General features: G+C 46.4%; 5 protein-coding genes. All 5 read left to right on the forward strand.

Going from position 1 to position 14,554, the window contains the following annotated elements:
• The first annotated feature begins 9 nt into the window (after positions 1–9).
• The gene (locus BLR32_RS14765) at positions 10–5,400 is read left to right on the forward strand and encodes a T9SS type A sorting domain-containing protein (protein ID WP_218124196.1); all 5,391 of its coding nucleotides are present in this window, start codon (positions 10–12) and stop codon (positions 5,398–5,400) included.
• Positions 5,401–5,467: 67 nt separating this feature from the next.
• Positions 5,468–10,258: a fibronectin type III domain-containing protein gene (locus tag BLR32_RS14770; RefSeq protein WP_089833053.1), complete on the forward strand. Its 4,791-nt coding sequence runs from the start codon at positions 5,468–5,470 to the stop codon at positions 10,256–10,258.
• Positions 10,259–10,536: 278 nt separating this feature from the next.
• Positions 10,537–11,184 (forward strand): GNAT family N-acetyltransferase, encoded by a 648-nt coding sequence (locus BLR32_RS14775; protein WP_089833055.1) that lies wholly within the window; start codon positions 10,537–10,539, stop codon positions 11,182–11,184.
• Between the two features lie 32 nt (positions 11,185–11,216).
• Positions 11,217–13,046 (forward strand): IucA/IucC family protein, encoded by a 1,830-nt coding sequence (locus BLR32_RS14780; RefSeq protein WP_089833057.1) that lies wholly within the window; start codon positions 11,217–11,219, stop codon positions 13,044–13,046.
• 8 nt (positions 13,047–13,054) lie between these two features.
• Entirely contained in the window at positions 13,055–14,554 is a 1,500-nt protein-coding gene (locus BLR32_RS14785; protein WP_245705433.1) for a pyridoxal phosphate-dependent decarboxylase family protein, read from the forward strand.

Consider the following 14,554-nt stretch of genomic DNA (forward strand, 5'->3'; position numbering starts at 1 on the left):
GGTTCATCAATGATGAAACAAAGCTTACATATTATTGGGTTTGTTATCCTGTCTGGGATTTTTCTATTATGTCATAACGATGTATCGGGACAAATAAATTTCCCGTATCCTGTTACCTTTTACTTACAGGTCGACGATAGGGGGGCGTACGACGTGAATGGACTGAAAATGGATGGCGCGTCGCTGTCATTCACGGGTTATGGGCCGGGTCGGGTATATGAAGTTACCCAGAGTAAGCTGCCTATAGGATCTTACACGCTAAGCATAGGAGCGGCTAATACTAATATTGGTTCTGTGGGCTACCGTCAGGCATATCCCGGTGGGGAGCTTGTTTATGAATTGCCATTTTCCGGAAACTATACGAAGTATCAAAATTATTTCTATGGACGTTGGGCATACAAGATGTCACGACCAGCAAGGCCCCACGTCTCGGATTACAGCACACAGATCTGTGGCAATCAGCGTCTGGGTCTTAACTCGGATTATAACTGGCCTTTGTTTACCGATAGTTATGTAGCCGCTTCCGTTGTTTGGGAGTATGATATAAATGGTAATAACAACTGGCGGGCGATTGATTCATCTAATATTGATTACTGGGCGTCTTTCATCCCGGCAAAACTGATCCCGGAGATCCGGACGGTAAAATGTAATGTCAGGTTCCGCTGTAGAGCAAAGGCGCAGTATGCAACAGCTACTTATTATTCGCCTATGTCAGATGCTTCGGCAGCCATTGAGATCAGTCCGGGGCCTCCGGCATTTGATTCCCTAGATGCAGTAAAAACACCCGCCTGCTATGGTATGTCCAATGGATCTATCTACATACCTGGCAACCGTATTTATTCCAGCTTCAGTACTATGCGATGGATACTCAGGCCGGGTAATGTCACACAACCCTGTGACCCAGGCCTCAGCAGCGGTTCGTCCAACTGTGGTGATATGATCGCCTGGAGTGATGGGGTAGTGCCCGTATCAGACGGTATAAATATTAATGCAAGGTTGCCCGCTGGTAAGTATACCTTATGGTTACTGAACCCGGGACAGGATGCAGGAAACTGTTTAACACCTGTAGTACTGACAATTGATCAGCTAAACCAGTTAAGGATCACGCAGAATACCACCCAGTCAAAGAGCGTCACCTGTCCTGGTGGCAGTGATGGTGCTATTGCCGTATTTGCGGCAGGTGGAGAATATCCTAAAAGCAGTTACTACTTCACACTGACAACAAAAGACAATGTAGTCGTGCGGACGGAAGCAGCAGGTACCGGTGTTAATATGAAGTGGACCGACCTGCCTGCCGGTGACTATAAGGCCATTGTCAGGGATACACGCTGTGGCGGTACTTCGATTAATGTAACAGTAGGAGGGCCTCCGGCACCCAAAGGCGAACTTACAGTAGTGCAACCTACCTGCTTCGGACAGGGGAATGGTAGCATTGGTGTAGTCGCCTCTGTAACAGGAGGAACGGCGCCATCTTCCTATAAATTCATTCTTTTCAAAGACAATGCGAGGAAAGATTCAGCCACTGTAAACGCAAACACATATGCCTTTAACGGATTAAGCGGCGGTACTTATATAGTAGAGATCCGCAGTGGTCAATACCTTTCCTGTCCGGGCTGGAGAGATACCGTGCAGCTGGACGTGCTGAACCCATTAGCCCTGCAAACAGGAACGCCTGATTCTGTGAGTTGTTACGGGGGCAGTGACGGTCGCCTGCAATGCAGTGCTACAGGTGGCTCAGGCAGATACACATTTACACTTTCCGGTAACGGGGTGTCTTTAAAAAATAATACAGGTCTCTTCGAGGGACTGTCGGCCGGTGCTTACACTATTAAACTAACTAATGAGGATGCCGCTTGTAGTGATGAAGTAGTGCAAGTTGTCAACGTATATCAACGTGGACAACTTGATGCGACATTGCAGGTAACTCCTGTTACCTGTTATCAGGCAGATAATGGTAAACTGAAGGCCGTTGTCAGTGGGGGTTCTGGTAGTTACAGTTATACGTGGCAGGAATGGAAGAACAATACCTGGTCAGAAAATCCTTTCTGGTTCAGTACAGATATACAGATCGTAAACCTGTCACCTGGCACATACCGGGTGATCATCTCTGATAATAAATCAGCAGGTTGCACGGATACAGTAATGGCTGTTACATTGGATGACGTTGCACCACTTGTAATAAATAACATTACCGTACATGACGCTGTCTGTCTGGCGGAAGGAGCTTCCATTGAGATGACTGCTACAGGCGGAGACGGCAATTATACTTATCAGTGGTCCCTGGATGGCGGTGCAAATTTCGAGCCATTCACATCCACAACAGCCATCCATAGTGCCGGTCAGTACCAGTTGCGTGTCAGTGATGGCAAAGGATGTATTACCGATGCAGCTGCATCATATACAATCATTTTGCCAGCAGAGGCTTTCGCATATACGACTACCCTGTCTGATTACAATGGCTTCAACATCTCCTGTAATGACGCCAGTGATGGAAAGATCATGATCAACGCTATAGGTGGCAATGGCGGTACCTATACTGGCTATCAATACAAGCTGGATGAGGGTGCATATCAGTCTGCACCTGAGTTTACAGATATGAAGGCGGGAACATATACACTGACAGTAATAGATGGACGCGGTTGTGAAATAACAACACCTGTTACCCTGATCCAGCCATTCATCACTATCAATGCAGCCAAAGAGGATATTAAATGTTACGGAGCAGCAACAGGCAGTATTACGACAAATATTAGCGGTGGCGCCGCACCATATACACTACAGCTGAATGGTAAGCAGGTAGGCGTTAATACGACCTTAAACGATCTTCCAGCGGGAGATTATCTTCTGCATGTCACAGATGCTAATCAGTGTACAAAAGATTCTACTATCAGCATCGTGTACAGTAATCCGGAATTTATTATCCGTAATGCAGTAGTAAGCGACATCGTCTGTTATGGTACATTCGGACATATCACTGCAGATGTTGCCGGTGGCGATGGCGCATATAGCTATGCGCTCAGTCTTGATAACTGGGCTACAGCAATACCATATACAAACGGTGCGGATCTTTCTGCCGGTAAATATGCACTGCGTGTGACCGATGGACAGGGTTGTACCATCGCATATCCGGACTATCTGACTATTACCACTCCGGCAGCGCCAGTGCGCTTCACTGCTAAATTGTCTGATTACAATGGATACAATATTTCCTGTGTAGGTGGTAATAACGGTTTCGCATTGATTACAGCAGCCGGTGGTAATGACGCGGAATACAAAGGCTATCGATATGCACTGGACAACGGTGCCTATAGCGACGACAATCTCATTCAGGGTATCAACGCCGGTAATCATACGATTAGCGTAAAGGACGCAAGAGGATGTGAAATAAAAACGCCTTATACTTTTACAGCTTCTGCTACTGCGATTAATATCACCCTGGTCAGTACAAAAAATCTGAAATGTGCATCTACGCCCGCTGGTAGCATCACGGTGTCTGGTAATGGAGGTGTAGGCGTATTGCAATACACTATCGATAACAAATCATGGCAGACCAGTCCTGTGTTCGATAATCTGATGGCTGGAACATACACCGTTACCGTAAAGGATATCAACAGTTGCACCAGTTCAATAGTAGTGAATGTCCTTTCTGATGATCCGGCTATTCTGATAGACAGTATCCGTAGAAATGATATCGTGTGTTATGGAGCGAAAGGAACTATCCTGATGTTTACACATGGAGGTTCCGGCACGCTGACACATGAATATGCTTATAACGGAACAGCATACAAAACATTTAATAACGCAACACCATTGGAGGCGGGTACCTATACACTCCGAGTACTGGACGGCGCCGGTTGTTATTCGGAGGTCGCTGCGCCTGTAAGCATCACAGCACCCGCGGCGCCATTGGATGCAGTGATCAGCACCAGCGATTTTAACGGTCGGCAAATCTCCTGTTTTGGTCTGACAGATGGTGCATTCTCCATAGCGCCTTCCGGTGGTAATGGTGGACCATATAGCGCTTACAAATATAGCGTAGGAAATGGCGTCTATACAGACAGGAATAATTACAATAACCTGTCGGCAGGTGTCTATGCTGTTAGTATACAGGATGGCCGCGGTTGTATCCTGTCAAAACAGGTCAGCTTACAACAGCCGGATGCATTGTCGTTGGGTGTAAGTGACATTGATCATCTTATATGTGGTGCAGATCCTACCGGTAAAATTGAGTTGTCAGCTACCGGTGGTACCACGCCGTATACATATGCATTGAATGACGGCGGATGGCAGCAGACGCCCTCTTTTGGTGGTCTTACCGCAGGACAATATGCACTGGCAGCAAAAGACATGAATGGTTGTATGGCACAGCAAACGGTTACTGTCACGACACTTTATCCTGCTATCAACGCTACTGCTGTTGTAGCGCCTGTACTTTGTAATGCACAGTCAAATGGTGCCATTGCAACCACAGTCACAGGCGGTGATGGTAGTTACCGCTACGAATGGTCATCTCCACAGCTGTCTGGTGCACATGTACAGGATCTTCCTGCCGGCAGCTATACATTGACTGTTACAGATGGCACAGGTTGTAAACAGGTCTTTAACTATGCTGTAACAGAACCTAATGCCCTCCAGCTGAGCGTAACAGCGCCTGCTATCTGCGACGGGCTCAATGAAGGACTCATCGAAGCAACTGCTACCGGTGGTACACTTCCTTACAGCTATGCATTGAATGAAGGCGAATGGACGGCAGCAAACACATTTAGTGAGCTGGCCGCCGGTAATTACCGCTTGCAGGTGAAAGATGGTAATGGTTGTAATGTCAGTAAAGAGACAGTGATTGAGAAAGTGAATATTAAACCTGATATTAACTTCCTGGTCGCAACAAGAAAGAATGCCCTCGATACACTGGCGGTGAAGGATGTCAGTGTCCCTGCACCAGATGCAATAAGCTGGACATTTGATCCGGCTGCAACATTGCTTGGATATGAGAAAGGCGCTCCACTTATCAAATTTGGCAAACCGGGTATCTATTGGGTCACGATGACAGGCACCTTCGGTTCCTGTACTTATTCACTGCGAAGAGAACTAACAATAAATCCTTATGATCCGCTGGCTGGTCCGGGGTATAGTATGCCGGTACATGTGATTGATACCGTCATGCTATCTCCTAATCCCAATGATGGCAATTTTAACTTCAAAGTGAAACTGAACAGAAATCAACAAGTGATGGTATATGTCTATGATATGAATGGCATCATAGCAGATAAACGGCAGTACCCGGCTTCATTATTAATTGACGATCGCTTCTCGCTGGGAGGCACTGCAACGGGCACTTTTATTTTGCGGGTGATTGCTGAAAGTGAGAGCAGGGATGTACGCTTCATTATATCCAGATAAAGCCATTTACCGTGTGAGGAAACGTGTGCATTGAAATTACTATTAACTATTACTATTCGTTCCAATAATGGATACTTCAAAACCGGGCCCGTTCCCGATATTCCGATACCTGTTATGCCTGCTGTTATTAATACTACAGCAGGCGTCTAAAGCACAGACGTACCCTATTGCTATTAGTACACAGGTAATACCTCCCTACAGTGTTTACCTGCCTGATTATGCGGTGCCCGGCAGTGATAAGCTGCGTGTTATCCTTATTCAGAATGACCTCGGACAGCCTTCTTATAGCATACGTTTGCAAATGACAGTAGAGCGTAACGGAACACTGATCATGCGTACGGCGCCAACATATACGCCGAAGCCATTATTGTTAAGTCCTGGTATACCTACTATCATCGGAGGTAATGAATTATATGACTACCTGAGTGCTGCCAATATTGAATTCAGTGGTGGCTTCAGTCGTGACGAATACGAGCGCACCAAATCATTGCCTGAGGGAGCCTATCGTATCAGCTTTGCAGCATTCGACTATCGGCGTCCTGAGGTACAGGTGAGCAATACCGGTTCCAATGTATTCTTCTTCCAGAAGAGCGATCCTCCCTTATTGAACCTGCCCGTGTGTGGCAGTCGTGTGGAGAAGCGCGATCCGCAGTTCCTGTCTTTTAGCTGGAGCAGCCGTAATACGCCTAATCCTCTGCCTGGCAGCGGAACAGAGTACGTCTTTTCACTGTATGAAATAAAGCCTGCAGGTAGCAACCCGGATTATATCCTGCGCAGTGCCCGGCCTATCTTCACGACAGTTACTGAAATGACCAACCTGATATATACGCAGGCAGAGCCAGCCCTGACAGACAGTATGCAATATGTGTGGGCCGTACAGGCGCGTGATAAGAGTGGCCGTGACATGTTCAGTAATCAGGGCCTGAGTAAGAGTTGCACCTTCACTTACCTGGGCGCTAATCCTTTTACACAGTTTGGCATTCCTAAGCCTAAACTATCAGCTGTGGCAACAGGTGCAAGAAGTATCCGTTATTCCTGGCCCTTGGCGCAAGCGAATGCCGGCTACCAGGTGGAAGCATATAGGTTACAATTCAGGGCTGCTGAAAAAGACGGTGTGGAGTTTGACTGGCAGACAGAAGAGAAACTGGAGGACACTGCCTTTACATCAGATAATCTTGAACCTGCCCGTTTATATGAAGCACGCCTGCAGTGGAAAGTGACCGGTGTCTACGGTCCATTCAGTGATGTGGTAAAGGTGATGACAGATAGTACGAAAACTTTCAAATGTGGTGATGAGAATCTGGCTCCTGTGTCAACTAATACAAAAGTGCTGCCATCGGCTATCGTAGGCGACATTATAAAGTCAGGCAATTTTGAGGTCAGACTACTGGAGGTAACAGGAGGTGACGGCATCTTTAGTGGGAAGGGGAAAGTGATTACGAAAGGATTCGGCTCCGGCTTGCTGGTGGAGTTTAAAAAGATTACGATCAACACCGACAAGGTCGTGCTCAAAGGAGAAATGCAGGCTGTAACAAAAGGCATTGACAAGTTTGTCAGTGATGCATTGAGCGAGCAGCATGGTGGAGGTGATGTAGGACAGGTGAAAACAGGAGATGTGAAGCCATCCATTATCACAAAGCTGTACATCTTCAGTCCCGATAGTGTGGTGGTTAATACGGAAGATAGTACTATCACATTGCTGGGTCGTGACGGTGAAAAAGAAGTGATCGACTACGGAACGGGCACTAAGACACTGCCTTTGGTACTGGAAGATGCGGGAGGTAATCTTTACAACATAGATAAGAATGGAAAGGTGACAGCTGCCGGCAGACGTGATCCATCACTGGCTGGTAACAGCGCAGCCTTAGCGGCATTGAATAATCTGCAGCTGGAAAATGGAAGGGTCACCTTCTCTGCCAGTGCTGATAGCAAATATGCGTTTGATGCCTGGAAAGATGCTTATGCAGGACATGCAAAGCTGGATAGCAGTTATGAGTTACTGGCCAAGGGACAGTACCGCGTCAGCGTCAAAGCGATTGTACCCGGTGGGCAGGATGAAGTGAAAGCCACATTGAAGGATGCCAATGGTATTGCTCCTGAGAAGCTGGTTTTCGTCAGCGGTACGGGCATTACTTACCCGGCAGAGAGAAACGGCAATACCTTCACGATTACCTTAACCGGTGGTCCCGGTGGAGATGCCCAGGAAATATACGCAGCGTATAAGGGGCCGGACAGCGCTTATATCAGCGTCGGCAAGTTGTTAGTGGTAAGTTATACGCAGTTGCAGAAGAAGCTGATTTTGGTGCCCGTGGGCGCTAATACCAACGTACCTGAAGATGCCATCAGAAAGAGCCTGCAAGAGGCCTACGAGGCTATAGGAGTTGCTTATACGGTGGAAGTGGATGAAAGCTTCCGGAATGATACCTCCTGGGATATTAACCATGATCAGCAGTTGCAGGACACGAAGAGCAGTTTCCTTAGCAGTGCTTATACCGGTGAAGAGAAGAGGATGAAGAAGGCATATACCAGCCTGCATAACATTGATGACAATGCAGTTTATCTGTTTGTTATTAATGAGGCGGCACTGCTGGACGGCGATCTGAGAGGTAAGATGCCAAGAGGCGGACAATTCGGATTCCTGTTTATAAAAAATACCACTGATGAAGTAATTGGACGTACTGCGGCACACGAAGCCGGACATGGCGTCTTTACGCTTGAGCATACTTTCGCAGAAAGCATCGGTTTACCACAGAATACTACTGATAACCTCATGGATGCCGGTCATGGGTATGAGTTGCTAAAATACCAGTGGGATATCGTACATGACCCGGGCAACGTATGGGGTATTTTTGAGGATGATGCTGACGGGCAAAGTCAGGGTACTGAATACCTGCCCGGTATGTTCCTCGACAAGGATAATAAATTTACGTTCATCACATATGGAGGCCAGTATATCACCCTGCCTTATAACGCAAATAATTTTGTGTTCCATTTTGGTATTTCCGATGTGGCGACAACGAAAAATCTGGTAACAGGTGTACTGCAGGGCTTTGAGATTGATCATAAAGGATACAAGGCCTCGCTGGATGGTGGTGTGGTCAGGTATGTAGCCGCAGATGGTACTATCTACAAAAATTCCTCTCCTCCATGGAAGACACTGGAAGGTGTTATCATGGCATTGCCTTATAAGTATTCGCTGTATGCCTTTAAACTGGGTGTAACTGGTTTACAACCGTATAATCCCGATGCTCCTGTTGCTGTTAAGAATGAATTTGACTTCCCGGTACTGCCTTTCTCGGAGGCTAACCCGCTATTGAACAGCGATTTGGGACAACCGCTTATTTACAATATGGGGCAGGTCACAGCAGAGTGTGCGTGGTGTTACAATGACACTATCAGGAAGATGGTTGCAGATCATAGTCTGAAACCGCAGATATTGTATGTTTCAAAAATTGCACAGTTAAGAAGAGCCTATCCGGCCGACTTTTGCCGGTTTACTTCAACCGGGTCTGACTGGGCATTCCCCAGGAAGGCGGATAATTCCTCAACCCGATCCGATGCGCATGAACCTGCTTTTGAACCAGTAGGCTGGTGGGGAGAAAAGATCGACGCTGATCCGGCTGGGCAGCTGAAAGGGCTCTATGAACGGGAGGATGGAAAGCCTTTGTTCTTCCGGCAGATGTTAAGTGAGCTGCTGACATTCACAGAGAGAGGCAGCGCAGAAAGGACCAGTTTCTTTGATACTGTAACTACCCGCTGCGATATTATGAAAATCATAGATGTGGTAAATCCTACTGCAAATGCGGAATGTACAAACATCAATATCAATGCAAGAGATACACTCCTGAAAGTATTAACGGCCGACTGGACCTTTGCAGGCGTTTCTATGAATGGGATTGATTTTGATATCGATTTTATCACCGAACATCAAATGGCTATTCTTAAGCTGGTGAAATACATAAAACGATGGGACATTCCTGCCCTGCTCCGGATGTTACATGACGAAAAAATGCTGGAACCGATAGTCAAAAATATATCTGATGACGCCATCCGGTATGAAGTGACAGATTCAATATTGTCGTACCTCAAGCAGAATCCTGATGAATGGATAGACCAGGCTTTTAATAAGGAATATATATTTACTAATAATAAACAGAAATATACAAATAGTCCGGTAACAATGAAGGGTAACCAGGTAAAGATGGTGTATCGTGAGATATCGGATCTGGATAGTACTGGTAAACCGAAACCCAGACCTTTCCCTGAAGAGGCATACAGAGGCACTATCACAATCGATCTGTATGAAACGGTGATTTTCTTGTTAGAGGAGGATTATAAAGTATTCGGGGCTACAAGGTACAAGACAGGCGATTATCTCGGGGGCGTCAAAATGACCGGGTTGGAATTATTCTTTTTAACGAATGAACGTACAAAACAGGCGTCAAGAACACTTACTGAAATGGTCAAGACTGCATGGGAACTGGTGCTTGGTGCAAAAGAACTGACGGCTGCCGCAGAACTGGCGGTTGCCGGAGAACTAACCGCTGCACAGAAATGGGAACAGTATTTGAAAATGATGGATATGTTACAGAAGATCTTTGAGGTGACGTATGATGCGGGTACACGGAATCAGCTTAAAGAACAGTACCCGCAGTCGGAAAAGTATTTTGAGATATGGGATACCATTCATTCGACATATAGTTCAGCGAGAGATTTACAGGGGAAACGTGAGAAAGTGCTCGAATACCGAAAGAGGTTGATCGAAGAAGCGGAAAAACTGAATAAAGACCCTTCAATACCAAAGACACTAAAAGAGGTGTGGAAACTGGGGCAGCTAATAAAGGATCTGAGTGAGTAACAAAATGACATTCTCCTGCTGAATCATTTCAGCAGGAGAATACATATAAAAATGCTAAGTTTAGTCATACATTTGTTATTCCCTTTTGCGTAAATGAAATTCCCGCTTTGATCAATCGCCCTTATCTTTTTGAAATAGCTTCGCCATGATCTATTCGCCATGATCTAATGAAATAAAAGACACCTATTTAACCCGTTTTAAAACCATTTTAGCAGGTCGCAGCCCGTCAGTTCCTGTGACCGTCTATAGCGGAAAAACCGATAGATACTATTTTGATTATGCAACAGAAGCGTAATAAATGTGGTGACCACATACCGGCCTTTCTATGCCCGGAAAGCGGTACCTCCTTCGATAGCTTGATTCCTTCCTGCGGTCATTTTCATCTCCGGCCATTAGCGCTGGATACAGATGTTCCGTTTATACATGAATGGGTGAATAAACCTTACGCCGTTTACTGGCAGTTACAGAACAGTACAGTAGAGAAAGTAAGGAATATGTACAGTGAACTTATCTGCACGGAACATATACAGCCTTTCATGGGATTCTATAATGACAAGCCAGCCTTCCTGGTAGAATTCTACTGGGCATTCAAAGACAGGATAGGAGAGTATTATGATGTGCAGACAGGCGACTATGGATTTCATATCCTCATGGCGCCTGCGGATACGCCGGTCAGGCACTTTACCTGGAATGTCTTCACTGTATTGATCGATTTCATGTTCAGCGAGGAAAAGGTAGAACGGCTAATTGTGGAACCTGACGCCAGAAATGAAAAGATACACCTGCTCAATAAACGCGCTGGCTTCGAATATCATCACCTTATCAATCTTCCTGAGAAAACCGCTCATCTGGCCTTTTGCACCAGGGAGCAATATACTTCTGCATTGGAAAGAGAACGGCAATTACAATCCGCCGGTACCATTTAACCGCAATTTAAGGATCTAATAAAAACTTTATAATGCATCCCTCATCAGCACTGTCTCCCGGGAGCGCAGTCGCACACCTGCGCCCCGAAGTCTGGAGCAAAGCCAACGCTTTGCATTTACGGAAGATTATCAGCGAATTTGCCCATGAACTTTTAATACAGCCAAAGGAGCTGTTTGTAAAAGACGGCTGGGGGCATTACATGCTCACGGCAGATACGCCAGGTATTGAATACCGCTTTCGTGCGAAGATCCTGAGCCTTGACCATTGGTACATCGAAAACGGGTCAATAGAAAAATGGGAAGATGGTAAAAATGCTCCACTGGATTCTGCCAGCTTCATTGCAGAATTCAGTGAGGCGATTGGCATCCGTCCCGACATCCTTCCCAAGTACCTGGAAGAGATCTGCAGCACCTTATATGGCAGCGCATATATGCGTGCACAGGAAGGACCTGGTGTAGAAGCCCTGGCACATGCCGACTACCAGGAAATAGAGCATGCCATGATGGAAGGACATCCATCTTTTGTGGCTAACAATGGGCGTATCGGTTTTGATGCGGCAGACTACAGGGCCTATGCGCCGGAAGCAGCAGCACCTGTTTCCCTGCTGTGGATCGCTGGTCATCGTAGCAGGGCTACTTATACCGCTACAGCCGAACTGCCTTATGATACATTGCTGGCGCAGGAGTTGGATACTGCTACACTGACGCGATTCAACAAGATAATGCTCGACCAGGGACTACAGCCAGCCGACTATGTATATTTTCCCGTGCATCCCTGGCAGTGGTACAACAAGATGAATCACATATTTGCAGCAGATATTGCCACACGTAATATGGTCTTCCTTGGTGTTAGTGATGATACCTATCTGGCGCAACAATCTATCCGTACATTCTTTAACATCAGCAGGCCGGAACGTTTCTATGTGAAAGTAGCATTGTCTATCCTGAACATGGGATTCATGCGGGGATTATCTCCTTATTACATGCGTACAACGCCTGGTATTACCCAATGGGTACGCGATGAATTGGGAGATGATAAATACCTGCAGGAAAAAGGTTTCATCCTGTTGGGAGAAGTAGCCACGGTAGGCTATCGCAATCTGTTGTACGAAAAAGCAGAAAAGAACGACAGCCCTTATAAGAAGATGCTGGCAGCACTCTGGAGAGAAAGCCCTGTTCCTATGCTAAAGAAAGGACAGGGTTTGATGACCATGGCGGCGCTGCTGCACATCGATCGTGAAGGCAAGGCCCTGTTGCCTGAACTGATCCGTACCTCCGGACTGGATACTGCTTCCTGGCTGCAATGCTACCTGGATGCTTACCTGAGCCCCATCCTGCATTGCTTCTACTATCATGACATGGTATTCATGCCGCATGGCGAGAACCTGATCCTCATTATGGAAAATAATGTACCGGTAAGAGCAATCATGAAGGATATCACAGAAGAAGTATGTGTTATCAGCAAAGAGAAGGTATTGCCTGACGAAGTAAAACGTCTGGCGGTGGATATGCCGGAAGAAGTGAAGATCCTCTCCATCTTTACAGATGTCTTTGATTACATTTTCCGTTACATCGCGCATATTCTGGTAGAACATAGCCAGTATCCGGAAGAGCAGTTCTGGGAGCTGGTGGCAGATTGTATACTGGCTTACCAGGAATCCTTCCCTGAATTAAAAGAGAAATTCAGGCAACATGATCTTTTCGCACCTGAGTTTATCCGTTCCTGCCTGAACCGTTTGCAGATCTGTAACAATGAACGCATGGTAGACCTGGCCGATCCAGTGGGCAGTCTCCAGTTTGTAGGAACACTGAAAAACCCGGTTGCATCATTTGCAAAGCATTCCAAATTCCCAATTTATTAACGATGATCATGAATCAATACAGTGACCTCTTTTATGAAGGCACTGCCAATGAATATAGCAAAGCCATTCAACTGGCCAGCGGCTCAGTAGTACGGTTCTTGGAGAAGAACAGAAAACCATTCAGCGGTATTACACCTGCACAACTGAAAACGGCATTCGACCAGGTAGATCTGAATACACCATTGCCTGATTACGACAGCCTGCTATCGGAAGTAGAACGCCTCTATTCGGATCATGCCGTGACCTTTCATCTGCCACAATATATTGCTCACCTGAACTGCCCTGTAGTGATACCTGCTATTGCAGCTGAGGTGCTGATCTCTGCTATCAACTCTTCCCTCGACACCTGGGATCAGAGCGCAGGCGCTACATTGATAGAACAACGCCTGATAGAGTGGACCTGCAGTGAGATTGGCTTCGACAGTAACAGCGACGGTGTGTTCACCAGTGGAGGTACGCAGAGTAACCTGATGGGTCTATTACTGGCCAGAGATCATTATGCAAAGGAACGCCTGCGTTATAATATCAAACAAAAAGGATTGCCGGCGGAGTCTTCCCGCTTCAGGATATTCGTAGCCGCCACAGGACATTTCAGTATTCAGAAGAATGCTGCCTTGCTGGGACTGGGTGAACAGTCTGTAGTCAGTATACCAGTGAAAGGTTACCGCATGGATGTGGTATTGCTGGAAGAAGCGATTCAGCAGGAATTAGAAGAAGGCAACATTCCCATCGCTGTAGTAGGTACTGCTGGTACTACTGACTTTGGCAATGTTGATCCATTGGAAGAAATAGGACAACTGGCTGCCCGCTATAAATTATGGTTCCATGTGGATGCAGCTTATGGCTGCGGATTACTGCTCACTTCTAAATACCGTCATCTGCTGAAAGGTATAGAACTGGCTAACTCTGTAACGGCAGATTATCATAAGTCATTTTTTCAGCCTGTCAGCAGCAGCGCTTTCCTGGTGAAGAACAAACGATCACTCGACCTGCTTACGCATCATGCGGATTATCTGAATCCGAAGGAGCATGATGAAGATGGGTTGCCTAACCAGGTAAACAAATCTATCCAGACCACCCGCCGTTTTGATGCCTTGAAGCTCTGGTTCACACTGCGCCTGATGGGCAAACAGAAACTGGGTAGTTACATGGAAACAATCATTGATACCACTGCCAAAGTAGCGGACATGATCAGTGGGGATGAAGAACTGGAACTGGTAAGCTATTCCGATATCAGTGCACTGGTATTCCGTTATTTTCCTGCCAGTCTTGACGAAGCAGATGTTACAGAAGTGAATCTGCATATCAAAAAAGAAATGCTGAAAGACGGTGCTGCATTACTGGCCGGTACACGTATCAACGGTGCTTTTTATCTAAAGTTTACGTTGCTGAATCCACTTACGACTACGGACGATGTAGCGAAACTATTATCCATCATCAAATCCCACGGAGCTGCTTACATAAGACAACACCGGGAAACACTTTACCACACAAGAGAAATAGCATAA

Origin of the sequence: Chitinophaga filiformis, from assembly GCF_900102545.1 — a bacterium.
GTDB lineage: Bacteria > Bacteroidota > Bacteroidia > Chitinophagales > Chitinophagaceae > Chitinophaga > Chitinophaga filiformis.